This window comes from Novipirellula galeiformis (assembly GCF_007860095.1).
GTDB classification, from domain to species: Bacteria; Planctomycetota; Planctomycetia; order Pirellulales; family Pirellulaceae; genus Novipirellula; species Novipirellula galeiformis.
Genome location: NZ_SJPT01000005.1, coordinates 388,245 through 415,086 on the forward strand (window position 1 = coordinate 388,245; position 26,842 = coordinate 415,086).

The 26,842-nt window shown below is 55.1% G+C and carries 22 protein-coding genes; 5 read left to right on the forward strand and 17 right to left on the reverse strand.

Translation table 11 applies throughout. The features are described 5' to 3' along the window. Positions 1-24: 24 nt before the first annotated feature. On the forward strand, positions 25-1,119 hold the full coding sequence (locus tag Pla52o_RS15350; protein ID WP_197169267.1) for a 4Fe-4S dicluster domain-containing protein: 1,095 nt from the start codon (positions 25-27) through the stop codon (positions 1,117-1,119). A 258-nt stretch (positions 1,120-1,377) separates the two neighbouring features. Here the strand turns inward: Pla52o_RS15350 and Pla52o_RS15355 are convergent, their stop codons facing one another. From Pla52o_RS15355 to Pla52o_RS15380, 6 genes are all read right to left on the reverse strand, one after another. Continuing rightward, positions 1,378-2,400, reverse strand: a complete 1,023-nt coding sequence (locus Pla52o_RS15355; RefSeq protein ID WP_146595744.1) for a dihydroorotate dehydrogenase — start codon at positions 2,398-2,400, stop codon at positions 1,378-1,380. A 172-nt stretch (positions 2,401-2,572) separates the two neighbouring features. Next, positions 2,573-3,523 (reverse strand): universal stress protein, encoded by a 951-nt coding sequence (locus Pla52o_RS15360; RefSeq protein ID WP_146595478.1) that lies wholly within the window; start codon positions 3,521-3,523, stop codon positions 2,573-2,575. A 90-nt stretch (positions 3,524-3,613) separates the two neighbouring features. Continuing rightward, the gene (locus Pla52o_RS15365; RefSeq protein WP_231612380.1) at positions 3,614-4,642 is read right to left on the reverse strand and encodes a universal stress protein; all 1,029 of its coding nucleotides are present in this window, start codon (positions 4,640-4,642) and stop codon (positions 3,614-3,616) included. Between the two features lie 123 nt (positions 4,643-4,765). Further along, the gene (locus tag Pla52o_RS15370; RefSeq protein ID WP_197169268.1) at positions 4,766-6,520 is read right to left on the reverse strand and encodes an HDOD domain-containing protein; all 1,755 of its coding nucleotides are present in this window, start codon (positions 6,518-6,520) and stop codon (positions 4,766-4,768) included. 40 nt (positions 6,521-6,560) lie between these two features. Continuing rightward, on the reverse strand, positions 6,561-7,658 hold the full coding sequence (locus Pla52o_RS15375) for an HD domain-containing phosphohydrolase (protein ID WP_146595480.1): 1,098 nt from the start codon (positions 7,656-7,658) through the stop codon (positions 6,561-6,563). After that, positions 7,658-11,731, reverse strand: coding sequence for a PAS domain S-box protein (locus Pla52o_RS15380; protein ID WP_231612381.1), 4,074 nt, complete (start codon positions 11,729-11,731; stop codon positions 7,658-7,660). The genes Pla52o_RS15375 and Pla52o_RS15380 overlap by 1 nt, the downstream gene beginning before the upstream one ends. A 638-nt stretch (positions 11,732-12,369) precedes the next feature. On the opposite strand from Pla52o_RS15380, the gene Pla52o_RS15385 reads away from it, so the two are divergent. Next, positions 12,370-13,437, forward strand: coding sequence for a GGDEF domain-containing protein (locus Pla52o_RS15385; RefSeq protein ID WP_146595482.1), 1,068 nt, complete (start codon positions 12,370-12,372; stop codon positions 13,435-13,437). 20 nt (positions 13,438-13,457) lie between these two features. Here Pla52o_RS15385 and Pla52o_RS15390 read toward each other — a convergent pair whose 3' ends face one another. After that, complete coding sequence (locus Pla52o_RS15390) at positions 13,458-14,159, reverse strand: GntR family transcriptional regulator (RefSeq protein WP_146595483.1); 702 nt, start codon at positions 14,157-14,159, stop codon at positions 13,458-13,460. 233 nt (positions 14,160-14,392) lie between these two features. Between Pla52o_RS15390 and Pla52o_RS15395 the strand changes: the two genes are divergently transcribed. The 3 genes from Pla52o_RS15395 to Pla52o_RS15405 all read left to right on the forward strand — a co-directional run bounded on the left by Pla52o_RS15395 (position 14,393) and on the right by Pla52o_RS15405 (position 18,779). After that, complete coding sequence (locus Pla52o_RS15395; protein WP_231612382.1) at positions 14,393-15,649, forward strand: sialidase family protein; 1,257 nt, start codon at positions 14,393-14,395, stop codon at positions 15,647-15,649. 230 nt (positions 15,650-15,879) lie between these two features. Next, positions 15,880-17,439, forward strand: a complete 1,560-nt coding sequence (locus tag Pla52o_RS15400; RefSeq protein ID WP_146595484.1) for a sulfatase family protein — start codon at positions 15,880-15,882, stop codon at positions 17,437-17,439. Between the two features lie 110 nt (positions 17,440-17,549). Further along, entirely contained in the window at positions 17,550-18,779 is a 1,230-nt protein-coding gene (locus tag Pla52o_RS15405; protein ID WP_146595485.1) for an AGE family epimerase/isomerase, read from the forward strand. Positions 18,780-18,866: 87 nt separating this feature from the next. Here the strand turns inward: Pla52o_RS15405 and Pla52o_RS15410 are convergent, their stop codons facing one another. The 10 genes from Pla52o_RS15410 to Pla52o_RS15455 all read right to left on the reverse strand — a co-directional run bounded on the left by Pla52o_RS15410 (position 18,867) and on the right by Pla52o_RS15455 (position 26,841). Further along, positions 18,867-19,781, reverse strand: coding sequence for an energy-coupling factor ABC transporter permease (locus Pla52o_RS15410; protein WP_146595486.1), 915 nt, complete (start codon positions 19,779-19,781; stop codon positions 18,867-18,869). A 36-nt stretch (positions 19,782-19,817) separates the two neighbouring features. Further along, positions 19,818-20,516, reverse strand: a complete 699-nt coding sequence (gene hypB / locus Pla52o_RS15415) for a hydrogenase nickel incorporation protein HypB (protein WP_146595487.1) — start codon at positions 20,514-20,516, stop codon at positions 19,818-19,820. Positions 20,517-20,575: 59 nt separating this feature from the next. Then, the gene (locus tag Pla52o_RS15420; protein WP_231612383.1) at positions 20,576-20,914 is read right to left on the reverse strand and encodes a hydrogenase maturation nickel metallochaperone HypA/HybF; all 339 of its coding nucleotides are present in this window, start codon (positions 20,912-20,914) and stop codon (positions 20,576-20,578) included. After that, positions 20,911-21,492 carry a hydrogenase maturation protease gene (locus Pla52o_RS15425; protein ID WP_146595489.1) on the reverse strand — a complete coding sequence of 194 codons (582 nt, stop codon included), beginning with the start codon at positions 21,490-21,492 and terminating at the stop codon, positions 20,911-20,913. The genes Pla52o_RS15420 and Pla52o_RS15425 overlap by 4 nt, the downstream gene beginning before the upstream one ends. A gap of 56 nt (positions 21,493-21,548) precedes the next feature. Then, on the reverse strand, positions 21,549-21,860 hold the full coding sequence (locus Pla52o_RS15430; protein WP_146595490.1) for a hypothetical protein: 312 nt from the start codon (positions 21,858-21,860) through the stop codon (positions 21,549-21,551). A 97-nt stretch (positions 21,861-21,957) separates the two neighbouring features. After that, a complete protein-coding gene (locus Pla52o_RS15435; protein WP_146595491.1) occupies positions 21,958-22,980 on the reverse strand; it encodes a hypothetical protein in 1,023 nt (340 codons plus the stop codon). Continuing rightward, on the reverse strand, positions 22,977-23,624 hold the full coding sequence (locus Pla52o_RS15440; RefSeq protein WP_146595492.1) for a DUF6084 family protein: 648 nt from the start codon (positions 23,622-23,624) through the stop codon (positions 22,977-22,979). The genes Pla52o_RS15435 and Pla52o_RS15440 overlap by 4 nt, the downstream gene beginning before the upstream one ends. After that, positions 23,617-24,279, reverse strand: coding sequence for a DUF5947 family protein (locus Pla52o_RS15445; RefSeq protein WP_146595493.1), 663 nt, complete (start codon positions 24,277-24,279; stop codon positions 23,617-23,619). Before Pla52o_RS15445 ends, Pla52o_RS15440 begins: the two co-directional genes overlap by 8 nt. Before the next feature lie 8 nt (positions 24,280-24,287). Beyond that, positions 24,288-24,854, reverse strand: coding sequence for a NifU family protein (locus Pla52o_RS15450; RefSeq protein ID WP_146595494.1), 567 nt, complete (start codon positions 24,852-24,854; stop codon positions 24,288-24,290). A 187-nt stretch (positions 24,855-25,041) separates the two neighbouring features. Next, positions 25,042-26,841 carry a nickel-dependent hydrogenase large subunit gene (locus Pla52o_RS15455; protein WP_146595495.1) on the reverse strand — a complete coding sequence of 600 codons (1,800 nt, stop codon included), beginning with the start codon at positions 26,839-26,841 and terminating at the stop codon, positions 25,042-25,044. Position 26,842 lies beyond the last annotated feature (1 nt).

The following is a 26,842-nucleotide window of genomic DNA, read 5'->3' on the forward strand; positions in this document are numbered from 1 at the left end:
GCATCGAATCGATCGAATCCGCCGATGAAGTGGTTACCGCGTCAGGAACTGCAACGGTTAATCGACGTCTTACAGCAGCGTGGCTATCAGGTGATTGGCCCGACGAAGCGTGACACGGCGATCGTTTATGAACCGATCGACCAAGCCGCACAATTACCAGCGGGTTGGACGGACGATCAATCCCCGGCAACCTACCGAATTCGCGAAACGAAAAACGACCGCCAATTCTACTTTAACTCCAGTCCCGATTCTTGGAAAAAGTATCTCTATCCCGCTCGCCAAGAGCTCACCGGCGCCACGTTGACCAAGGACGGTTGGAAATTCGCCAGCAAAATTGCCGATCCTCCGCGACGGGCTTTGCTCGGCATACGCGCCTGCGACTTGGCGGCAATCCGGATCCAGGATCGTGTATTCAGCGAAGGTGACTACGTGGATCCGGTGTACACCCGCCGCCGTGAAGCGGTGCTCCTGATCGCGGTTCAATGCTCCACCGCCGCACCCACTTGTTTTTGCACCTCGATGGACACCGGGCCCAAATGCCATGCGGGTTTCGATATCGCATTGACCGAGACGGACGAGGGGTTCTGTGTTGAAACCGATAGTGAAATGGGTGCGAGCATCGTGGCCGAGTTGCAGTTGGCCCCTACCGATAGCGAACAAACAGCCTTAGCTGCTAACGAAACCAATAACGCGATCCGCGCAATCACAAAGCGGCTTGATACGACCGACATTCACGACCTGTTGTTGGAGCATCTTGAACATCCGCATTGGAGCGAGGTTGCCCAGCGATGCCTTTCCTGTACGAACTGTACGATGGTTTGTCCGACTTGTTTTTGCGCGACCGTCAACGAGTTGAGTGATCTGGACCAGACCGAGGTGACTCGTGTTCGCCAATGGGACTCCTGTTTCAATCTCGACTTTAGCTACACGGCGGGTGGAACCGTTCGCAACGATGTTCGCAGCCGTTATCGACAATGGCTGACGCATAAGCTTGCGACTTGGCACGACCAATTCGACACCAGCGGGTGTACGGGTTGCGGTCGCTGTATCACTTGGTGTCCGGTTGGCATCGATTTGACCGAAGAGGTCGCGGCGATTCGAGAAAACCCGGCAAGGTAAACGAAGGATGCCGCCAACGATTCGTGAGACAGCATTGACCGAACGATCGTCGATGGCTTGGATGGGAACCGCCGCGACGGCGTTTTCGACGGCGTTTTCGACGGCGTTTTCGTGGCGGTGGCCCCCGAAGGATTGTCTGCCGACGTCACCGCGTCCCTCACACGGGGCGTTCGTGCAATGGTATGCCACAAAACGCCGCTGCGCCGATTGCCAGCGGCCGAAGGGGTGAAGTGGGCGATAGACGGCGGCATTGGAGAATCACGGCCGAGGACTCACCGAATCCGCAGGGGAGGCGACGTTGAGCCGGGCCGACAACGCGGCGATGTAGTGCACCCGTTCTTGGTCATTGGCAAATTCGAGCGGGCGATGCAACTGCAAATCCCGGAGCGATTTAAAATGGTGCCGCTGTAGAAATGCGACCAAGCCGTCGATCAACGTGCGAATCGTGGTAGGCCCCGAGCGATACAATTCGGACGTGATCATGGCCACGTCGGCTCCCGCCAACAACACTTTAATGACGTCTTCGCAACTGGCAATTCCTCCGCTTGCCGCAATCGACATCGCGGGACAGGTTGCATGAACTCGCATGATGGGGTTGAGCAGTTGAATCGCCGACCCCGGAGCAGTCAAACTCCAGAATGACTTTAACTTCAAACTTTCGAGACAGATATCCGTATCGGGACCACGTCCGTACACCACAAAGCCATTGGCTCCGGAACATACCCGGCGGGCAAGATGCGGCAGACTAACGCCGACGCGTTCGAACTTGATAAACAAAGGGATCGAGATGGCTTCATTCACCTCCCCCACTGCGGCAACGATCGAGTCTTCGATCTCGCCCGATCCACGATAATCGCTCACCGGTGCATGATAGACATTCAGCTCAACCCCGGCGGCGCCCGCCTGTTCTAATTCTCCCGCGAAATCAAGCCACCCGTTCGCCGAATAGCCATTCAAGCTTGCGATCACGGGAATGGAGAGCTGCGAACTCGCACGCTCGACCAATGCCAAATAGTCTTCGGCACCTTCGCCTGCGGAACGGATTCGAAATCGTTCGCTGCGGGCCAACAATGCCTGTTCACGCTCGGTGATGGGGCGTCCCATCTTTTGTGTCCAGCGGATCACCTGTTCTTCAAAAACCGATGGCAACACGACAGCCCCCGCACCGGCCGCCTCGAGACTTGAGCGTGTTTGTTCGTCGCTCACCATCGGCGAGGCCCCCACGACAATTGGGGAATCAAGAATCAAGCCACCGTACGCGGTCGAGAGATCAATCTTCATCATAGTGCTCAGAGAAAAGACCCACCTCGCCGTCGAGGAGGAAATGCAATCGAAAAGAAGGAACACCCAAGGCCGCGAAACAGACTCCCCCCCAAGAAATTCGAGAGAGGGAGGTCAGCGGTACGCATCGCGAACGGCGAGAACCTCGGCTATTCCATGTTCAAGTAACGACTCAACGGCCGACCTCTTTACCAGCGACCTCGATCGGCGAGAGGAAGCCTGTGGGTTTGAGCGCGAGCATCGAACACGTTAGCTCCGAAATGATGGAATCGGCGGTGTTGCCAATCAAGAACCCAGGAACTCCGGTGCGACAAACCGTGCCCATGACGATCAAGTCGGCTTCGATTTGGTCCGCAACCGCCCGAATGACTTCGGCCGGATCGCCTCGTTCCAAGTGGACATGAACGTGGGTGTCCTCCGCCCAGGGAGCTTGCAACAAATCATCGAGTGCCTGTCGCACCTTCGCTTCCTGCATTCCGACCAGACGATCGACCGTATCGTCCCCCATTCGCTTTCGCAAAGGCTCTTCCATCCACAGCCCCCAAACGCTAACGAGATGCAGTTGAGCGTCTTCTCGTGCGGCAATGGAGAATGCAAGCTCAAGAATATTGCGATTGAGGTTTTGATGAACCTTGTCTTCGGTATCCAAGTCGATCGCAGCCAGCACTTGGTCGAACGGCCCGTGAACTTCGGGTTTGAGCAGCCAGACAGGACAGGGGCACATCCGCAACAGCGATCTCGCGACACTCCCAAAAAGCCGTCCTGTGGTCGAAAAACCGTCTGCCGTTTTGATCACCAAGTCGATGTCTTCAGCAATCACCCTGCGGATAATCTCCGTCGCGGGATCACCGCTAGCGACCACCAATTCGAGCGAAACCGCCGTATCGGCGTACTCCGACATGCGATCCAACAACCGCTGTTCACGATCCTTGACGACCAAGTTCTGGAGGTCATTGGAGGGAAATGCTTTGGTGATCAAGCCGACCGCTTTAGGAATGGGCTTGATCACATCCATGACCGTCAAGGCGGCACCGTTCGTGATCGCCAAGCCGACCGCGCGTGAGATCGCGGTCTCATCGGAACCGGTACCGGCATAACATAGGATTCGCTTGAAACGTTGCATCGTCCTCTCGCTCCGGTGGATGATTCCTCTGTTGCACGACACGCCTTATTCATCAACGCCTTACTCAATAACGGCTTACTCAACAACGGCTTACTCAACAACGGCCTGCTCGGCAGACGCCACAGGATCGGCGCCCTGAAACAAGCGATTGCGAGTGATCCAAACGCTGCAACGAGCATGCCGAAGGGCATAACGCGATGTGCTGCCTAGCAAAAACCGACTCAAGCCATAGCGTGGCGTCTCGCCCAACACCAACAGGTCAATGTCGTTCTGCTCGGCAAACATCACAATGCCTTCTCCCACATGCTCGCTTTCGAGCAAATGAGTCTGGGCTTGAGGCGCCACGCCCAACAGTTGTTCTTGGGCTTGTTTCAAGTACGCGTTGTATTGCGAAGCCGCATCGGAATCCTCTCGGAGCTCGCCAAAAAAGTTATAGAGATACGAAGCAACGCAGAGCACATGAAACTCGGTATCGTGACGCCAAGCGATCTCGGCAATCTCCTTCAGTGCGGCTTGGGATGGGACGCGACCGTCGTACGTCAAACAAACTCGGCTCCCCCTCTCGGTAACCTCACGGTCGCTCGGTCGCACCACCCAAACGCTACAATGGGCATGTGTTGCCACATGATCGCTGACACTGCCTAGCAACACACGACTGATCTGCGAGCGTCCTTTCGCGCCGACCACAATCAGATCGGCGCCAATCTCGTCGGCCGTTTCGATAATCGTTTCATTGACGCTCCCGTTTTCGATCCGCTGCCCGATCGACACATTGGCGCCGTCAAAGATCGCCGAAATTTTTCCATAGTGCTCCACTGCAAATTCGCGGTCTTGATCACAAGCCTTTTCAAAGGCCTCGACCACCCCATCGCTGTCGAGCCGATAGGGTCGCTGTACGACGGTCAGCACGGTTACATCCCAACGATCGTGATGAGCCAAACAAGCGACCTGATACGCAGCCTCGTCCGACGCCGCGGAGCCATCAACGGCGAGCAACACCTTGTGCATCTCCGAATCTCCTTGGAGGAATTCCAAGAAAAAGAAAGCAAACGGAGTGCCATTGATCGAAAACAACACTTTTCGCGCATGCCAGACGCTGGAGTGTGCAGATTGTCGCAACCCCCAGAGTCGACGCGGACACCTGAGGGCTATTTGGGCTGGGCGCAGGGGCTACGGGCGGCACGACCGATGGTCAACTTCGATCGACCACCAGCGAAGCAAACGTTCACCGCTGGAGGGCGGTCAACGGTCAGACGTCTTTCGTGTTTCAGAAACTCTCCACGATTGGGTCGATTCGGTGAACTTCCCGAAGGTACAAGGCAGCAAGAGCAGCGAGGCGCCGCGCTGGAGCCCTTCGTCTTCCCCGTTTCTTCCTAAGATCAGATTCTCTCGCTGCTCTAGCGACGCAGCGAACCGCTGAACCTGTCCTGACGAGGCGTCGATGCAATTGACGATCGTGCCCGGTTGATCCTTTCCAGCGTCCGCATCCGTCGTCAAGCCAAGCGACGGCAACAGGGGACGGATAAAATCGACATCGCGTTCCCCCAGGCAACGGTAAATGCAATGACCTGCGTTCGCATCCGCAGCAAGCGACGGCAGCGTCTCTCCGAGATCAGCTAGCATCTCGACCAATCCCGCACGCGTGTGGTGGACCAGGTCGCTTGGCGAGGAATTGCAATGGCGCCGAAAAACGCTGGGGGATGGAATTTCAACCGCATCCCACGAATCCCATTTACCGACCGCAAGCCAGCCGATTAAGACGGCAATTTTGACTAATTCCGCGTCCTCGCGGTCGAGCCGGTCGAGCGATACCAATTGTTCGTAGGAGGTATCGAAGTGCCGTAGCGGTCCGATGACATCATCAGGAACCTGCCAATTGCTCAATAGTCGTGCGAGTATCTCCGACTGACTCGCCGAGAACGTTCGCCGCTCCAAGACCGTCAACGACTCACCCGTTTGCTCCGCCAACTCGGTCAAGGTGGCCATGTCGTCTGGGAATTTTTTCGCAAGGACCATGCGACCGAGAAGATGCATCGCCGCACTGAGCATCAGCCCGGCACTACGCTGGGCACTCGTTCTCTGAGAGAGGATCTGTTTAATTGCCACATGCGCCGCAAGACTGCGATGCCATGCGAGCTTTACATCCAAGGAAGGAACAATCATGTCACGCATGGACGAGCATGCATTGAGCGCAAGCGCCAGTTCTCCGATATGACGTCGTCCGATACGAACGATGATCTCTTCCATGCTCAACATGGTGCGGCCGGATCGATTGTAAAAACTACTGTTTCCTAACCGCAGCAGTTCGGCCATCAATGTAGGCTCGAGCTCAATTGCCTCGGCGATCTCATCCGCCTCCGAATCGTCGTCGCACGCCAGCCGGCAAACGTCGAGAGCCGCCTGAGAAAAGGGCAACGACTCGACCCCCAATGAGTCGATGGACTTGATTGCCGAAGCCTTGTCCTCCGCCGGAGGCGGTGTTTTTTTGTCACCCACTTGGCTCTCGGGAACGTCCGCCGTCGATGGGTCCACAGCGGGATCCGCCGAGCCCAGCACCGGTTCCGCCGTCGCAACGTTCGCGGGCGTCGAGCGTGGTGAGTCGCTTGCCGACGACTTGAGACGACGATCGACAATCCCTCGAATTTTCGCGGCAAAAGCAGCGTAATCGGTGGGCTTGAAGATAATGTCATCCACCCCCCGGTTCATTAAATCCTTGGTAATCTTGGGTTCCACGATCGCGGTGTGAACCGCAATCGTGGGGCGATTCGGTCGAGCTAACAACTCAACCGCGAGCGCATGACCATTTTTGTGCGGCATCGCCAAATCGGTGACCACGAGATGGTATTCGCGCGATTCAATCAACTGCATCGCTTCCTCCCCATCACTGGCCGCATGACACACGAAGCCTTCCTGGCGCAACGCAAACGCCATCATCTTTCTTACGATACCTTCGTCATCGACGACGATCGCAAATCGCTCTGTCGTTTGATCACTCATGTCATTGCCCCTAATGGAGATGCCCCCCGTACTAACTTTTTTACCACCCATGCCCACAGGACTGCGTCTCAACCGGGCTCCAAGTCACGCTCGGCGAACCTACAAGTCCTGAACTCTCTTCGCAAGATTCCACTTCCAACCGATCTGCGAAACGCGAGCGAATCGTCTGAAAATTGCTCTCCAGTTCTAAAAATGCATCGACGACTCGCGGGTCAAAGTGCTGCCCGGCGCCCTCGACAATGATCGCCTTTGCGACGTCGTGAGAATACGCGTCCTTGTAGACTCGCTTCGAAGTCAACGCATCATACACATCGGCCACGGCAACGATCCGTCCACATAGCGGTATCGCTTCACCAGCGAGCCCATGGGGATACCCCGTACCGTCAAATTTCTCGTGATGTGATATCGCGATGTCGCGAGCCATCTGCAGAAATCTTGCGTTGGGGTATTGATCCAATGCAGCCTGGAGCGTTTTGGCCCCTTCGACCGTATGCCCGCTCATGATACCAAACTCTGCATCGGATAGCTTCCCCGGTTTCAACAATATATTGTCGGGAATCGCAACTTTGCCAATATCATGTAACGGGCTCGTCTCGTAAATCAAATCAATGAAGCACTGATCCAACTCCGATGCGAATTCCTGCTTCTTATACAACTGCTGGGCGAGGGACCTCGCATAATTGCGAACGCGTTCGAGATGCTCTCCCGAATCGGGATCGCGGGACTCCGCTAGTTTCGCCATCATGAAGACAGCCAAATCGCGAGTTTCCAGTGCGACAATCCTGCGTCCCGTGTTCACACGCATCAGCAACTCACCAGGATTGAACGGCTTCGCGATGTAATCATCAGCTCCGGCGCCCAAGCCTTGAATCATATCTTTTGGACTATCGTGGCTGGTCAGCATTAAAAAATAGACGTAGCCGCCTGTCCGACGTTGACGCACGGCGTGACACAACTCGATGCCATCCATCAACGGCATTTCGCGATCGCAGACGACCAATTGGCAGTGCCCGCTCTCAATCACTTCGAGCGCTTCGATCCCATTGCATGCCGTGCTGACCTCCCACCCGGCGTTTCGGAGCACATGAGCCACCGCGTTACGTGCGACCGCTTCGTCGTCTACAACTAAAACATTCATTATTTACCGCCCCCGTTCTGCGCTGATTGATTCGCTTGTTCCCGCACCATGGGGACATAGCCCAAGCATTCATCGACGACCTCACGCAGATCATCGATCAGGCTACGCAAGACCTCTATTTTGCCCGCTTTTCCTGCGGATTCGACCTTTGCGGAGACCGACTGCACATCGTGCGCTGCAACAATTCCCGCAATTCCTTTCAAGCCATGAGCCACCGCTCCCGCGGCAACGGCGTCCCCTCGTTTCGCATGAGCACAAATCTCATCGAAGCGATCACGACCATCCTCCATAAACGAATCGAGCAACGACGACGCGAATTCCATGTCGCCCATACAGCGATTAAAGAATGTCTCGCTATCAATTGGTGTCAGAATGCGAGGTTCAACCGCGTGCCCCCGGTCGGCATTTTCCAGCGATTCAAACGGCTGGTCCACGTCCTGACGCAGGAATCGATTGATCGCATCGGTGAGCTGATCGGGATGAAACGGTTTGGAGATGTAATCATCCATGCCGGCGTCCAAACAGCGTTCATGGTCCCCCTTCACCGCATTGGCGGTCAGAGCAAGAATGGGCAGACGTCCCACCAATCGCCCGTCCGCTTCCCGCTCTCGAATCTGGCGAGTGGCATCATAACCATCCACTTCAGGCATCTGACAATCCATTAGGATCATGTCGTAATCCACGTTCACGGCCGCCTCGACCGCCTCTCGACCGTTGCCCACAAAATCGCAAGGCCAATCCTGACTCCTCAAGATTTCATGGACAAAAAGTTGATTGGTGGCGTTATCTTCCGCAACCAAAATACGGATATCCGAATGCGTCACAGGAGTCTCAATCCCATCGCCACCCACCGTCGAGACATCGCGCGAGGCCAACAAGGGTGGTTGCTTGCAACAACAATCGACAATCGTGCTCAACAGCACCGATTGGCCGAGCGGCTTTCGCACATGGCGATCAAACACCGCGTTTGACGCGGCAGGGATCTCTTGCTCGATCGGCGCCATCAAAATAAGCAACATCTCTTTGCACGCCACGTCCGCTCGCAGACGTTGCCCTAATTGACAACCGTTCATGTCGGGAAGAGTCATATTAATCAGCGCCAGATCAAACGGCGTTCCCTGCGATTGTGACTTGCGAAGTTGCTCCAGGGCATCTTCCGCGTTGCCGGCCGAGACCACACTCATCTCCCAACCCTGCATCATACTGACCAGCGTTTTCCGAGATTCCTCGTTGTCTTCTACGACCAACACACGCAGCTGGTGCAATTCGTCGTACTCGATTCGCTCACGTAATTTCGGTACATCGGATCGTTCGAAGGAGAGCGTGAACCAAAACTGCGAGCCCACGCCGACTTCGCTTTTCACACCAATCGCCCCCCCCATCGCTTCGACAAGTCCTTTGCTAATCGAGAGCCCGAGACCGGAACCGCCGTATTGGCGACTCGTCGAACTATCCATTTGCGAGAACGAACGAAACAGTCGGTCCAAGCGATCTCGCGGGATCCCGATGCCGGTATCAGCAATCGTGAATCGAATGGTCGCCTCGCGCTCGGAAAGCTGCAACGGTTCGGCGAGCAGCGTCACTTCGCCCTCCGCGGTGAACTTGATCGCGTTACCGATCAAGTTGAACAGGATTTGACGCAACCGATTGCTATCTCCTACCAGCGATAGTGTGGAGGGATGATCCAAATGATAGAGCACTTCGACATTCTTGCCGTCGAGCCGTAGCGGCATGGACGTCATCACATCATCGAGCAGCTCCAACAGATCGAAGGGATGCTCGTCCAACTCGAGGCGCCCCGCCTCGATTTTGGAAAAATCGAGAATGTCATTGATCAACGTCATCAGCGCCTTCCCGCTCGATTGACATGCGTTCAAGAATCGCTGTTGGCGAGCGTCGAGTCCCGTTTCGGACAACAACTCCGTCATTCCGATCACCCCATTGAGCGGAGTGCGCAGTTCGTGACTCATCGCGGCAAGAAATTCACTTTTGGCCATACTGGCCTTTTCCGCCGCGTGTTTCGCCCCCATTAGTTTTGCTTCTGACGCTTTCTGTAACGAGGCATCCAACACGAAGCACAAAATCAAATCGTCTTCATCGTCGAGCAGCGTGGCACCAAGGAAAACGGGTACACGGGATCCATCTTTGCAAATGAGCTCTTTTCCATACGGTTTGACAGCCCCGGTCATGGTAAGTTCTTGAATCGCTTCTTCGTCCATGGGCAGCAGCTCGGCGGGGGTGAGTTCTCGCCAGTTAAGATGTCCCTGGTCAAGCTCCTGTTGAGAGTAACCAATCATCCGCAACATCTCATCGTTTGCCTGTTCCACCTCTCCACTCAAACGACACATCGTGATGCCCACGATATCCGACCGCAGCAACCGGGCAAATCGATTCTGCTGTTTCCGCAATTCCAATTCCGCATTCTTTCGCTCCGTGATATCCACTTGCGTTCCAATGAACTGCGTCAACTCTCCCTGCTCGTTGAAGACGGGATCAATTTTCAAATCCACCCAGTACCGGCAACCTGATTTTCGATAGTTCACAATTTCTACCGCGACGCTTTCCCTGCGCATCACAGACGCTTCGATCAAGGCAACCGTAGCAGGATCGGTATCAGACCCTCGCAGTCGAGCCCCCGCGTATTCCCCGACGACTTCATCCAAGCGGTAACCGGTCAATTGCGTAAATGCATCGTTGACCCACTCGATGCGACCTTCCGCGTCGCTGATCACGACGGAGTGCTTTGTTTTGCTCGCCACCAGCGAAAGCTTTTGAATTTGCTCGGTGTATTGCAGCAACTTTGCCTCCGCATCCTTTCGCCCCTGAACATTCTCGATCAATGAAATAAAGTGCTTGGGTTCTCCGCTCGCGTCACGCACCAACGAAACGGTTAAGTTGCCCCAAACGTGCGTGCCATCTTTACACAGGTAGCGTTTTTCCATCGAGTACGAATCAATCTTGCCGCTCAATAACTCATTCGTCTTGTGGAGATCCGCGTCCAAGTCATCGGGATGCGTGATCTGTTGGAATGTACAGCGGAGCAACTCCGACTCAGTGTACCCGATGATGTCACACAACCCCTTGTTGACTCGCAACCATGTGCCATCCGGAGCGACATGCGCGATCCCCATCGCGACCTGCTCAAAGGTGGTTCGGAAGTTGTTTTCGCTTTCCAAAATTGCGTCATCCAACAATTGCTTTTTTGTGAAATCGAGACAAACCCCGGTAAAGGTTTCCGCCTTGCCATCTTCTCCGAACAGCACCTTGCCTTGTCCTCGAATGTGGCGAACCGATCCGTCGCGATGGAGAAAGCGATACTGCATATCAAAAGCCGTTCCCTGCTGAAGACTCGCATTCAACGCCCGTTGCACACGTTCTCGATCGTCGGGGTGAATCCCTGCGATGATCCGCTCCATGTTGACCTCGGTTTCCAGATCGATATCGAAAATCTGACAACACGTCTTGTCCCAAGAAATCACATGAGTGGAGAGGTCTACCTCCCAAACGCCAATTTCCCCCGCTTCCAAGGCAAAGCGAAGACGCTCCTTGTCCTTTTTTATCTGCTTCGAAAGCAGCGCGGCGGAGGGAAGATTCAGTGCTTCGGGCAACACGCGAGCGAGCATCAGCACCGTCATCCAAGAGACGATCGCAGTAACCGCCTTGACCAGCCCCGAAAGCCGGTAGACCGGCCACCAAAATATCGCAGCCTCGATTAAGTGCGTCAGCCCACAAGAAAGAATGAAGGCGGCAAAGAGCCAAACCACGCGCGGAAAGGGGAGGTCTCGCCGGCGCAACAAAAAACAGAGCAGGACGAACGGGATTGCCGCATAGGCTGCAAAAATCGCGACATCCGACGCAACGTGCAACCAACCCACATCGGACGACCACACACCACAGTACCAACGGGCTGGAAAATCGGCGGTGTCGACCAACTTCGAAAAGAAGGTGACGGGACCTTCGGCGTGAAATTCGCGTCCCAAAGCGGCAGTCGTAGCAGCACCCTGAGTAACGCAACAAACGCTTCCCGGTACGCTGGCGTCGGCTGCGGCGGCTTGTTGTACGCAAGCCACCATCCCTACGACCATCCCAAGCATCCCAACAGGAACCCTAAGGGTGCCGTAGCTTCCCAGATTTTTAATGGACCCGAATCGAAAACAACCACCCACAGATTTGCCCCCCGCGAGATCTTCAAATTGCCACCGTGTGCTAAAACACAAAGTGCATAAAGACATTAGGGAAGCGTAGGTCACCTACTAACCGCAGCGATAAAAACAAGCCATTTTTCCCGAATTCGGCCCTTCAGCGACTGCGGAAGCAAAATTCGGGGGGACAACCAACCATCCGAATAATCCGGGAAATACTTCCTCTGCGGCAAGCAAGCTTGCCTAAACGAGTTCCCGCAGCTTAAAAAAGGTTGTCATCGAAGTGAGTGAATACCGATATTACTAAAACCTCCAAACCACCCAGAAGCCATCCTCCTTTGTGGCGGAGGGCATCGCGTAAGGACGGCCAGCCAGTCGACATTAAGACGACGGCTTCCCATCCTCGGTTGTGGTGGAAGGAACACCGTCAGCACGGATAAACAGGAAGCAAGTCTGATAGTGAACGAGGGATCATCGGTCATCCGTTGTACAAGCGGGGCATCCCGGGCGGCTTGATGATTGACTCGGAGCATTTTACGAATCGATCAAAACTTAACTAGGATTTTTGCGTGGCTGTGGACCCCTTGAACGCCTCGTCCCCCGACTTTGACGAAGCGATCGCGATCGCGAAAAAGGCTCTCCTGTTTATTGGGAAGTTTAAAACCCCTCCGACACCTGCTGTCTATGAGGTTTGGTATCGATTCGCCGCAGGTGCCGACACGGCGATTGGCGAACAACTCTCCCATGCGGTTCATGAAGCCAAATCGGTTACCACGCAGCAACTTGAGGACCTGCATCAACAATTCTGCCTTGCTGCAGATCCGCAGCTCAACAGCAAGATCCGCGACGGCCTCGAGCATGAGATGCATGGCTTGCAGCTCGCGATCGAACGCCAAGTGAATGCGGGCGAAGAGCTTGGACATTCAATCGATCATACCAACCGCAATTTGACATCTCCCAACCTCACGCCTCAGACAGTCGAGTCCTGCGTTGCCGAGATGATCGTAAGCAACGAAAAGATGCGATCACAACTCGAGAGCATGAAAACGCAACTGCAGCAGTCCCAAGCTCAAATCAGTTTACTAAAGCAAGATCTTCTCGACTCTCAGAAAGCGACTCTGATCGATCCGCTAACCGGAGTTGGCAACCGTCGTTGTTTTGACAAATTGATGGAGACCGCGATTCGAGATCGAGATTCGGCCGCAGGGACCATCACGGCGCTGATCCTGGTTGACCTCGACGAATTCAAACACATCAATGACAGCCAAGGTCATGCCGTAGGCGATAGTCTGCTAAAGTTCACCGCCGCGAAGATCCAGGAACTCCCGGGCAACGCCACGGTCACCCGCTATGGAGGCGATGAATTTGGTGCTTTCTTGCGCGTGACCCAATCGGGCGATGCCTTGCGTTTTGCGGAAGCGATCTGCAATACGCTGGCAACGAATCGTTTTACGCACAAGCAAAGTGGCCAATCGCTACACCGGGTGACCGCATCGATCGGCGTGGCAATCTTGCGTCCCATCGATACCCCAGAGAGTTGGTTTCATCGCGCTGACAAGATGCTTTACTGTGCGAAGCAAGATGGACGCAACTGTGCCCGCGTCGAACGTCAACTCGATTGCACGATTCCTGAGTGACCGCGATCGATTCGCCTGTGTTAGACTCGCCGTCGTTTCTTGCGTGTCAAAAATTCCGTGACCAGCTTGCGACCTCGCTGGATATGGTCACTCATCAATTGACGCGCACGATTCGCATCGCGATCACGCAACGCTTCCACCAACTCGGCTTTGGATTGCCAAGTGGTTTCGGCAACCTCGGCGGTTAATATTTGCGGCTCAGATCGCTGTGCCGAAAAGACCGCACAAACCGCTCGGTTATCATTGGCAACCTTCGCCAGCAAGGGGTTCCGCGACGCTTCGATGATGAGACCATGAAACTGCTCTTCATCATCAAGCCATTGGTTCCACTGTTTTTTTGTGCTATGCCCTTTGGCTTGACGAGCGATGTGCTGAGCGGTTTGTTTAAATTGCCCCACTATCACGTCAAATTCTTCGAGTTGATCTTCCGTAATGTACTTGGCCGCTTCGGCTGCAGCGCAACTCTCTAACGCGTCTCGCAGCACGTACATGTTGTCAAGATCCTGACGATTGGCACGACGCACAAACGCCCCTGCGTTGGGCACGTGGTCGACCAAACCTTCGCTTGCGAGCCGAATAATTGCCTCGCGGACCGGGATCACACTGACCCCAATCTCTTCCGCCAGCGTTCGATTGACCAATCGCTTTCCAGCCGAGAACTCGCCGCTCTCCAATTTGTCACGGATGTATTGGTATGACGTTGTAACGAGACTTTGATCCATGGCAGTCGTCCTGGTTCGGTTTTCATACGGAATCGCTCCGCCGGCCGCCTAACGCTGCGGAACTCGCAGCCGCGTTTACGCAAACGGAACTCCTGCTGACGCGAACAATGCAGAACCTTAAAACACCGTTCTCTCAATGGGTCGTGTCAAACCGCTCACGTTAGAACATGTTATAACATCAACCATGACTACCGGAAATCCTCTCACTGTGCCCCGTAAAAAGTGAAGCCTCAATGATGCCGTTCCGCTACCAGCCGTTCCGCTACCCAACGCTGATCATGATCGTCTTTCTGCTTTCTGGGGGCCTGCTTTCTGGAGGATTGCTCAGCCCAAGCCACGCAATGAACCCGCCTAACGATTCCGCACCCGCCAAGTCGAGTGCGAACGCGGATACGGCGATGGTGGACGTCTTCGTCCCCAAGCAAGACGGATACCCGGCGATTCGCATTCCCGCACTGGTGACCACCAAGCAAGGCACATTGCTGGCGTTTGCCGAAGCGCGGCAAGGAGGCGATCACTCTCAAAACGACATTGTTTTGAAACGCTCGACCGACCACGGAACGAGCTGGGGCCCCATACAGGTCGTTCATGGGGCAGGGGAGTTGGCATTGAACAATCCTCAACCGGTCGTGCTGGGATCGGGACGAGTGTTGTTGATGTACCAGCGCAGCACATTAGGGGAACGCAACGCAAAAGCCGGCTTTGGTCCCGATGCGTTTTTCACATTCACTCAATTCAGCGATGATGATGGAAAATCATGGTCCGATCCCGTCGATGTCTCACGGCAGGTCAAACGCGCCGAACATGTCACCAGCGTCGCTTCGGGTCCCGGCATTGGCATCGTACTCGAACGAGGAAAATATCGCGGGCGCATCGTCATGCCTTTCAACCAAGGACCGTATGGTGAGTGGCAAGTCTATGCCGCGTATAGCGACGACGAGGGCCAGAGCTGGAAAATGGGCGATCTGGCACCCGGAGATGGCAAAGGGCACGGCAACGAGGTTCAGATGGTCGAACTTCAGGATGGCCGCGTGATGCTAAACGCACGCACCCAAGGCCGCGGTGGAACCAAACATCGCAAAGTGGCCTGGAGCGAAGATGGCGGACAAACCTGGACGCCACTCCAAGTCGACGTGAACTTGATCGATCCGGTGTGCCAAGCTTCGATCCTGCGTTATTCGTGGTCCGAGGATGGAGCGGCCGAAAATGGAGCGGCCGAGGATAGCGCCAGCCGCATCCTGTTTTCCAATCCCGCTTCGCAAAGCGGCCGGCAAAACGGAATCCTACGGCTGAGCGAAGACGAAGGCCAAACGTGGCCCAAATCTCGCGTCATCTATCCCGCTGGATTTGCCTACTCCTGCCTGACCAAGCTCGCTGACGGGCGAATCGGAGTCCTGTTTGAACGCGATGGATACAAAGCCATTACCTTCACCGCCCTTTCGCTCGACTCACTTTTGCAGGAAGACAACGGAGCCGACGGTGACCTTTGACAAAACACTTGATCCCGCCCAGCCCCAGCTAAGGAACACGAACTCGATGAAGTGCAACCGTCTCGACGTTGCTATTCACTAAGCCGGTAGGCAGGAGTCTTTTCCGTAGATTAGCCGTTTTGGCGTTAGCCACGGTTCAAGCGGTTCAGCCGGGGCTAACGCCCAAGCGGCTAATGGGACTTCACCCAATCATTCCTGCCTCCCTGCTTACAAACAACGGAAGCCACACAATGAGAGCGATGCTATTTCTGATTTCCGTTTTACTATTGGGGGTTCTCGCATCAGCGGCCCAGCCGGAGGGTTCGCGCCCGAACATTTTGTTCGTGTTCTCGGATGACCATGCGTTAGAGGCCATCTCGGCTTATCGTGGTCGGTTCAAAGACATCGCGCCGACACCCCATCTCGACCGTATCGCTCGAGAGGGTGCGATTTTCAACAACTCCTTTTGTGCCAATTCGATCTGCGGTCCCTCTCGCGCCTGCATCCTGACCGGCAAGCATTCGCACATCAACGGATTCCGTACGAATCGTGACCACTTCAACGGAAACCAATGGTCGTTCCAAAAAGACCTTCGCCAAGCCGGCTACACAACGGCATTGATCGGAAAGTGGCATTTGCATGGTCAACCGCAAGGCTTCGATCACTGGGAAATTTTCCCTGGCCAAGGAAACTACTACAACCCCGACTTCATCACGATGGACGCAATGCGACATCGCGAGCAAGGGTATTGCACCGATCTGGTCACGGACAAAGCCGTCGCTTGGCTCGACGGGCGAGACAAAACCAAGCCTTTTTTGTTGATGTGTCAGCACAAAGCTCCGCATCGCACCTTCGCCCCCGCACTGCGACATTTGGGCGCCTTTGACGGCGTCGAGTTTCCGGAACCCAGCAACTTATTCGACGACTACGCCACGCGGTCCAAAACGCTGGTGACGAACCAGATGTCGATCGAAAACCATTTCCGCTGGACCTATGACCTCAAAGTGCGTCCCGAAGAACACGAGGGCATTGACTTGCCTGGTCCGGACAGCGGTTTCGCGATTGAATACAACCGCATGACGCCGGCGCAAAAGAAAGCGTGGGACGCGCACTATGGACCGCTAAACCAACAATTCATTGCCGACTACCAAGCCGGAAACAAGGACGACCCCAAAACGCTCACCCGTTGGAAGTACGCGCGTTACCTTCAAAACTATCTCGCCACGATAAAATCCGTCGACGAGTCGGTGGGCCGGTTACTTGACTACTTGGACAAGCATGATCTGGCCAACAACACCCTGGTGATCTATTCCTCCGATCAAGGTTTCTACCTGGGCGAACACGGTTGGTACGACAAACGATGGATGTTCGAAGAGTCATTCAAAATGCCGTTCCTGATCCGCTGGCCCGGCGTCGTCACCCCGAACACGCGTCCCGAAGCCATGATCCAAAACATCGATTATGCACCGACGTTTCTCGAGGCCGCCGGCCTTTCCATTCCCACAGCCGTACAGGGACGGTCGTTGTTGCCGGTGCTGCGCGACACGACCACGATGCCCGCAGATTGGCGTGAATCGCTCTACTATCACTACTACGAGGCGGGGGGAGAACACAATGTACCGATCCACTACGGCGTCCGTACGCAGCGGTACAAACTGATCCATTTCCCCGCGACCGACCAATGGAACCTGTTCGACCTCGAAGCAGATCCGCATGAAATGTTGAACATTTATGAACGCAGCGAAAATCGAGGACGGCGAGACGAATTGAAGCGGGAACTCGACCGTCTTCGCAAGCAGTACCAACTCTGAGCTTGCAGACGCATCACCGCTGAATTTTGAGGAGCGCATCGTCGCCGTCACTTACGGGTCGCCACTTACGGCGCGCGACGAAACACGATCTGACACAGGAATCTCATAAAATGAATCCCGCCCAACTCGATCATCTCCTCGCCACCTATCGAGATGGCTTGCTCGGCGACACGTTGCCGTTTTGGACGAAGCATTGCGTGGACCGAGAACAGGGTGGCTTCATGATGTCACTTGATCGCGCTGGCAACGTCATCGATACCGATAAAGGGGTTTGGCAACAGTGTCGATTTACGTGGTTGCTCGGCGAGCTTTACAATCATGTCGAACCACGCCAAGAGTGGCTTGAACTAGCAAAACATGGTGCGAACTTTATCGACACCCACTGCTTCGATCCCGCCGATTCTCGCATGTGGTTCCACCTCACTCGCGATGGAACACCGATTCGTAAACGTCGCTATGCGTTTTCGGAAAGCTTTGCTGCGATCGCCTACGGTGAACTCGCCAAGGCGACCGGCGAATCACACTATGCCGAAAAAGCCCAACGTACGTTTGAGCGTTTCATCGATCACAATCTCAATCCGCAGGGCGTTGAACCAAAATTCACCCACACGCGTCCGACCCGCAGCATCGGGTTTCCGATGATCGCGATCGCCACGGCACAAGAGCTTCGCGAGTCCATCGGGTTGGCCAGCGCGAACGAGTGGATCGATCGCGGCATTGACGACATCCGGCGGTATCATCTCAAGCCACAGATCGAGTGCGTGATGGAAACCGTGGGCATCCATGGCGAACCGCTGGATCACTTCGATGGCCGCCTACTCAATCCCGGACATGCGATCGAAGCCGCCTGGTTTCTGATGCGGGAAGGCCAATGGCGAGGGGACCAAGAACTGATTCATACCGGCTGCAGAATGCTCGATTGGATGTGGCACCGCGGTTGGGATGAAACCCACGGCGGCATCCTCTATTTCGTCGATGTCGACGGACATTCGGTTCAAGAATATTGGCATGACATGAAGTTCTGGTGGCCTCAAAACGAGACCATCATCGCCACGCTGATGGCCTACACGCTGACCGGCAATCCTCGATATTTGCAGTGGCATCAACAGATTCACGATTGGGCTTACTCTCATTTCCCCGATCCTCAGCACGGAGAGTGGTTTGGCTACCTTCACCGCGATGGCAGCGTCAGCTCTCAACTCAAAGGCGGGCTTTGGAAAGGCCCCTTCCACCTGCCACGGATGCAACTAGTGTGCTGGAAACGATTGGCCCAATGGAAAATCGAATCCAGCCAATCGGCCAATGCCGAACGAGGCCACGATCCTCAATCGCTGCTGTAGCACGCGCTGTCGTAGCACGCACGTAGTGACACGTGCCAAGGGAGCAAGCGGGCACGTAGCGTGTGCTGCGTCTGATTCGTACGAGGCTCACCGGCGGGCGGGTACCACCATCGCGGATGCGAACACCGCTGCGACTCCCACCAGCCCCGGCACGATATTGAGCAGGGCAATCGAAGCCATCCCGGGCCATTGGTAATCGGGCATGGGTGCAGCGAGAATGGCGGGGCTTTCGTGATGCCCAAGCGCCGTCAACGTCGCTTCAAGTCCATCGGGCCACGGCGACGCAAACGGCGTGGCAACGACCACCAGGATTGCCGCCAACCCCAGTCCCGCGACCGCGTGGCTGACACGGATCGCTGGCGCTGGCGACTGGTGGTTGCCCAGCAATGCAGCCGACCGCCAGCTCCACAACGCGGACATCGCCGCCACCGTGATCGCCGCTTCGCCAATACCGATCACGCTATGGGCGAGCACCATCGCCGTTACCGTCGGAACCAGTGGAAAGTCACCGCTGGTAGACAACTGCAAACTGCACACTCCGGCGCCGATCGTTACCGCGACCCAAGATGCGACGGCCGCGGCGAAGAGTGAACCCGCTTTCCCATCGAACCGTTTGCGCAAACGATCATAGATCGCGTAGCCGACAAGCGAACCGACCATGCCCATGTTCACGACATTGGCCCCCAGCGCAGTGATCCCACCATCTTGGAACAATAAACACTGGACAACCAGGACCGCAGTGATCGCCAACATCCCGGCCCAGGGGCCAAGAATCACCGCCGCCAATACGGCTCCGACCCAATGCCCCGAAACCTCAATCCCGACCGGAAAATTGAACATCTGAGCAGCAAAGACGCAGGCCGCGACGACACTCAGCGAGGGAACTTTTTGTCGTGGAAATTCATGGTAAACGCGATACGCCGCGTAGCCAACGCCGGCCACCGCAATCGCGGTCATGGCGATACCGGTACTGGGGTCCATCACGTGGTCTGGAACGTGCATGATTATCTCTCCCAAAACGAACTGACGGTGCGAGTGTTAGGTAGGGTCGGTCATTGACGCATTTCGTTGCGTTTCCAAGCGATGGAACCAACGCTCCATCTGAGTTCCTGACTTGGCCGATACTTCCAAAATATCCATCCCTGGACGCACGGCATGAATATGTTTGTGGGCGGTCACCGCGTCGAACTCGACCACTTCGGCCAAGTCCATCTTGGTGATCACCGCGATATCGGCCGTGTTAAATATCGTCGGATACTTGAGCGGTTTGTCTTCCCCTTCGGTCGTGGAAAACAACACCAACCGTAGACTTTCACCCAAGTCATAGGTTGCCGGGCAGACCAGATTGCCGACATTCTCAATAAACAAATAATCAAGTTCTTCGAGCGTCCAGCCGTCCAATGCGTTCTCCACCATCTCGGCTTCCAAATGGCACACCGTCCCCGTCGTGATTTGACGTACCGGCACCTCGGCGCGGGCCAGTCGAGCGGCGTCGTTTTCAGTCGCCAAATCACCCACCAGCGCTGCGACGCGATGTCCCCGTTGTCGCATGGATGCGAGCGTTTGTTCGAGAAACATCGTCTTGCCCGATCCGGGACTTGAAACCAAGCTGACCACAAATACATTGTGGTCGCGAAAGCGTTGTCTCAAGCGACGCGCCGCGACATCGTTCTGTTTGAGTATCTTGGTACGGACTTGAACCAGTCTTGTCGGATTGGCCGCTGAATGATTCGACATGCCTGGATTCGGGACGTTTGCATTTGAGACGGTTGCATTTGAGACGGTTGGAATCGGCACTAGACTACCTCCATCGGTTCTAATTCCATCGCGACCACTTCCAATTCGCAGCCCTGAGTGATCTCGGGCGACAGGGTTCCGCAGACGCTGCAACACAGACATTGAATGGAATCGGCTAATTGTTCACAACCGCATTGCGGGCAATGAACTCGCACGGGCATGTCCTCGATCTTCAATTCGGCAGCGGCCAACAAAGTGTCCTCACGGGCCAATTCAAACGCCGACAACAACGCTTCGCTGACCACGCCCGACATGCGACCGATTTTCAGATGGACCGCGATCACGCGGGCGTCGCCTCGTGTACGCGATTCTTCACAGGCGATGTCGATAATGCTCATTGCGATCGAAAGTTCGTGCATAATTTGTTACTTCCCTTGTGGATACGGCTTGATGCTTCAAGCCGCTGCGTGAGTAAGGTTTCCGATAACCGTTTGACTAACTTCACCGCCTCGCTAACCGCCGCCCCAACCGGTGCACTCAATCCCATCCGTCCCTCTTCGCCCCCCAAGTCCGCCGGCTGACAACCAACGATCATGACTCGTTTCAAATCGCCTCCCATCGCCTTGACCATTTGCAACACTCTCAAAGGGTGCAACGAGTGTGCATCAAGCAGGGCGGACGGGTTCGATTCAAGCTCCAAGCCTTCCAATTCGGGTTCGATCACCCGCAGTGTTCCAGGAGCTTCGTCCCCTGGGATCGCATCAATCAAAATCACCGCCTCGTGTCCATCGAGCAGTGCGTAGGCCAAATCGATGCCACGAATCCCATAATCCACCACACGCACGTCGTCGGGCCAATCCAATAAAAGTAGCTGACGCGCCACTTCGCTTCCGAAGCCATCGTCGCCGAGAAAGATGTTTCCGATCCCCGCGACTAGAATCGCATCGATTGAATGGGAGTTTGAGGATAGGTTCATGATCACGGACCTTTCGCAGTAGCGTTGGAGACGCCAACCTCGCTTTGACTAAATGCTCACGTCGCCTCGGCATCCATCGGTTCGACTTCTTCGAGTTGATAAAAGAAGCGGTGTCCCGGTTGCCGCAACATGCCAAGGTCACGACCGGGATCGTCTTCCATGACCAAGGCAAGATGGACGTGATCTTCATAATCTTGTTCAATCGCTTCGATGATGGCGACTTTCCCGCTCAACAGACAATCCATCGCGTCGCCTCCTTTTTGGGGACAAACGCGAACACGGTCGCCGACTCGCAAATCGCGTCCTCCACAGCAGACGCTCTCGAGTTGGGGCCGCGCCTCCAATCGATTCCAGTCGTCTTGTTGCATGTTTGCTTCCCTCCAATAAAACGCAGCAGAATTCGCTACGAGTGTTTGATTGCAGCCATGATGTTTGAAAATCTTTTCGACCTCGACGCTGGCCCCCTCACGTGACCTTGGATGATCCATGCAAATTCATCATCTGCGCCGAAGACATCGACTCGGTTCGATTCAATATCTGTCTCGCTCGTTCATCCACATTCCGCATTTCCATTTTTTCTTGATCGGTCATCGTCATCACTCGCAGCGCCAACATTTCGTCAATCTCGGTGCCGTCAAAAAAGTCACCACTACTTTGAGACGCGATTTGCGGATAGTCGTACAAAATGATAGGGGCAGCCAACATACAGCCACGATCCGGTTCAATGCCTGCGAGAACGGGCCACAGCCCTCTATTTTCACATGCCGCCACACGGTCGGCATATTCCGGCGGCGGATCGATTGCGGAAACAAACTCGCCCCCGTCGACACCGAGGATGATGTGCGTCGAGGCAAGCACTTGATCGAACGGATCCTCTTGGTAGGCGGATGAAGGCATCGCCATTTCGGAGATATTTTGTAGTTCGACGGTCAATTGGAAGACTCGATCCTCCAACGCGACGCAAGCCGTTTTGACACCCACGCCGATCATCGCCTGGCTACGACGCACGAGTCCCACACAATGTCCGTCGCGGGTCAACAACTGCAAACCGGAGTCGATCCCGAAGGAATACACGTCGTGGCTGTGACAGCCCCCAAGTTCGCAAAGCGGTTGGATCGGACCAACGATTTCGCGTTCGATCGCTTCCTGCCATGTCTGATAAAGCGTGCCGTCAACGTCCATCGACGCGACCCGATGCGCATGCAACTCCCAATCCTCGGGCAATCTTTCAACCGGTATCTCAAGCTCGAAGACGTCCCGATTCAGCAGATGCAAAAAACGAACGGTGACATTGACGGTCGGGGTCTCGCCAATCACCAAGCACTCGGTCCGCATCGTGGAGGGTTCGCCAGCACGATTCCCCGCCGGGTAGAGTGTCCCAAAGTGGTAGCGTTTTTGATTTTTGATCGCCGAGGCCCGGTAGGGATAGAGGATATAGCCCTCGTACAAAACCGCGTCCGCGATTTGCTTGACTCGCTCAATATTCATTGCGTCGTCCCCTCTGCTGCGGTTTCAAGCAATCGCTCTAGCGCTTGCTCGAATGTCGGGATTCCATGGTCTCGCTTGTATTGCTGTAGTGAATCGAACGCATCACGTTGCAAACACAACCAAGCCGAGTTGGGGTAGTAATGCTCCATCATCTGCTTCCAAACGGCGATGGGCATCCGATAGCGAGCCTCTTTGTCCCAAGAGATTTGAGTGGTCTGAAGCCCCCGCTCGCCACGATAGAAGATCGTCCCGCTGAACTGAAATAACAACGGGATCTCGCCATCATCGATGGCCGCAAAATACTTGGTGGCTGCGACATTGAAATCGAATGTGCAAGTCACCGGCAAAGTCACCTCCACCCTCGAGGTGAACGGCGGCACATTGACCGTGGCGTGCGTCCACAACATCGTCTTTAACGTTTGACTCCAGCGATGCGGTGGACCGAACAAATCGAGCAACCCCGGCTTTTCATCGTCCTTGTAGAGACGTTGGAGCGTTTCGATTTGAAGTTGGCATTGAAGTGAAATGTTTTGCACCGCGGGTTCCCCGTCATGATGGGTCACCCGGAGTCCAAATCCGATCATGGGTGCCGCGGCAAACGTAATCGGTTGAGCTGTCAAAATCTCGAAGTTCAAATCAAGCACGACTGGACTCCTTTGCAAATGGAGCCGAAGCGATGCGCAGCCTTGAAAAGAACGCGTTGATTTCCCGCCACACTTCGGTACCGCCGGACAACCCATGCCAATGGGTGCGCATCATGCCGACGAGTTCATAACAGCGATCGATCGGGACGAGGTAGTACTGGAAATCACCGTCGCGATCGAGCCGGTTCACTAACAAAGCTTCGACGTCTGGCTGCATGTCCTCGACGATTGGGTTGTCCGTGGCAATCGAATCCCAAGCTTGTAATGTCAAGCTGGACTCCGTGGCACCCGCTGGACTGGGATAAACCGCCACGACTTTTTGCTGCGGCGTGCTATCGTAGAAAAACACCACATTGATCGGGACACGCAAATCGTCCCATTGGGCATCGCTCAATTGAAAATTGGTCAACTCGGCAAACCGTCTCGGTACGCGGCGGTAGCTGACATCGCTATCGCTGCCGACGTGCCCCGTAAACAAGATCGCACACGCTTCGCAACAACAGAGAATATTCCGGCGGTGAATCTCCACGAGATGATCGTGATTTTTGGCAAGTTTGAGATTACATAACTCGCAACGCTCACTCGGCTGGCGACGTGATTGCACAAGTTGCCTGAGTCGGGTGAAACCGGATGGCAGCGGCTTTGCGGAGTTCATTTGAGTGGTCATCGTGTCGCCGGGGATCCCAATTGCACGAGAACTTTGGGGGCCTGTGTCGAATCAACCTGGGTCGAATCAGCCACGCCCTCGACCAACACCCAGCGGATCTCCGGAGCGGATTCGAAGATCGCCTTTTCAATCGTATGCTTAGCGGTTAATGCCGAGGAAGGACAACCATCACAACTGCCTTGCATTCGCAATCGCACCGTATCGGCCGTGATCGAGATTAGTTCGACGTTGCCACCATGCGATTCCAAGTACGGTCGGACGCTCTCCAACGCGTCGCGGACGCGTTGCTCGGATGCCTGCGGATGCAAATCATAGAGCACTAACAAACTTGCGACCAACGGATCCTCGGCCCACCGCACCAAGGCATCGCGGTTACCGACACCGTCGCTGACGGTGATGGCGGTGACCATTCGCGTCAGCGCCTCACCGTGGTAGTCTAGGATCGCGGCGAGCACGTCCAGCATCTGCTCGCGAATCAGCGGGTCAGCGATGGCGTCGATACTCTCGAGCAAGCTCTCGATTTGGCCGATTCGTTGTTCGAATTCCGCAGCGTCGTGGGTCATAACAAATTCTCTGGGGGGATGGCTTCGATACGTTTCGGAAAGGGACAAAGGGTCGTCGAGGTCCCTCGCTGACGCGTCGGGTTATGATTTGCTAGGTAAAACTGCAATAGCGCAACTTCAAAACTGACGCGTCGGGTTATGATTTGCTGCAACAGCGCAGAAGGCTTCGGGTTGTGAATCATCCAAGCTAGCCGTGTGCGGCACCGAACATCGGCGAGTGGTGCGTTTCGATGGTTTTGCCGTTGCCCACGTACATGTGGACGCCACAGGGCAAACAGGGATCAAAGCTGCGAACGGCCCTCATGATGTCGATCCCTTTAAAATTCTCTGGCCCGTTTTCTTCAAAGATCGGCGTGCCTTGAACGGCGTCTTCGTAGGGTCCCGGCGTGCCGTCACTATCGCGTGGGTTCGCATTCCAAGGTGTCGGCGGGTAGGGATGGTAATTAGCAATTTTGCCATCGCGAATCACCATATGATGCGAAAGCACGCCTCGAACGGCCTCATGGAATCCGCAACCGATTGCTTCGTCGGGGACCTTGAAATCGGTCCACGTTTTTGTGTTGCCTGCGTGCAACTCTGCAAGCGCCCGCTCGACGAAGTGCATCGCACACGCTGCCGCATAGGCTTGAAAATAGGTTCTCGCTCGGTTGCGTTCGATCGCGTTACTCCATTTTGGGATTTCCCACTCAAACTCGACTTCGCCCATCGTGGCGGTTTTGGGCATCAACATTTTGACACTGTGCCCGGTCGCTTTGACGTAACCAATGTCGACTTTGCCGGCCAATGCGGTGGCCCAAAAGCGAGCGATCGGTCCGCCACCGGTATCCAGCGCCAAATGGTCACCGGTGCGTTTATCCAACCATCGCGGACACATGACCCACGTGTACTTGTCGTCGAAATTTCGCTTTTGAGGCTTGGGAATCGTGGTTTGGTTCCACGGATGCCGCATGTCAACGGGATTGCCCAACGGGTCTTTCTCAACAAATTTCTCACTGTTTTGCCAATCGTCATAGAACGAACTGCCAAGCAAAATGCGGATGCCGAGGTTAATGTCCACCAAGTTAGTCGTCACCAATTCACCATCGATGACAATGCCTGGGGTCACGAACATCTCGTTGCCCCAGGCGTCCATCCGTTGGTAGGTGTAATCGCAGTGGTCGGGATTGTTAAACGATCCCCAACACCCCAGCAAGATTCGACGTCGACCGACTTCTTCGTAGCCTGGCAACGCTTCGTACCAGAATTGGAACAAGTCATCGTGCAACGGCACACACTTCTTCATGAACTCGATGTACCGCATCAGCCGGACGATGTAATCGGTAAACAGTTGCACCGAGGGTACCGTGCCCACGCCGCCGGGATACAGGGTGGACGGATGCACGTGGCGTCCTTCCATCAAACAAAACATTTCGCGGGTATAACGACTGACTTGCAGCGTTTCTCGATAGAACTCGCCGGTGAACGGGTTCAACGCCGTCATGATCTCAGCGATCGTTTTGTAACCATGCAAATGGGCGTGGGGCGCTTCGCTGTGCAGCGCTTTCTCCCAGACGCCTGGGTTGGTTTCCCGGACCATTGTTTCGCAATAATCGACGCCCACCAAGTTGTCTTGGTAGAGATTGTGGTCGAACATGTACTCGGCAGCTTCACCAAGATTCATAATCCACTCCGCGATCGCTGGCGGCTTGATCCCGAAGGCCATATTTTGAGCGTAGGTGGCGCACGTGGCGTGGTTATCACCGCAGATGCCACAGATCCGGCTGGTGATGAAATGAGCATCCCGCGGGTCTTTGTTCTTCATAAAGATGCTGTAACCGCGAAAGATCGATGAGGTGCTGTGGCACTCGGCAACGACTTTGTTATCGAAGTCGATTTTGGTGTAGATGCCCAAACTGCCGACGATACGGGTGATCGGATCCCAACTCATCTCGACCAAATTCCCGCTGCCGGATTTGGATACACGACTCGGGTTGGTGGCGGTACTCATC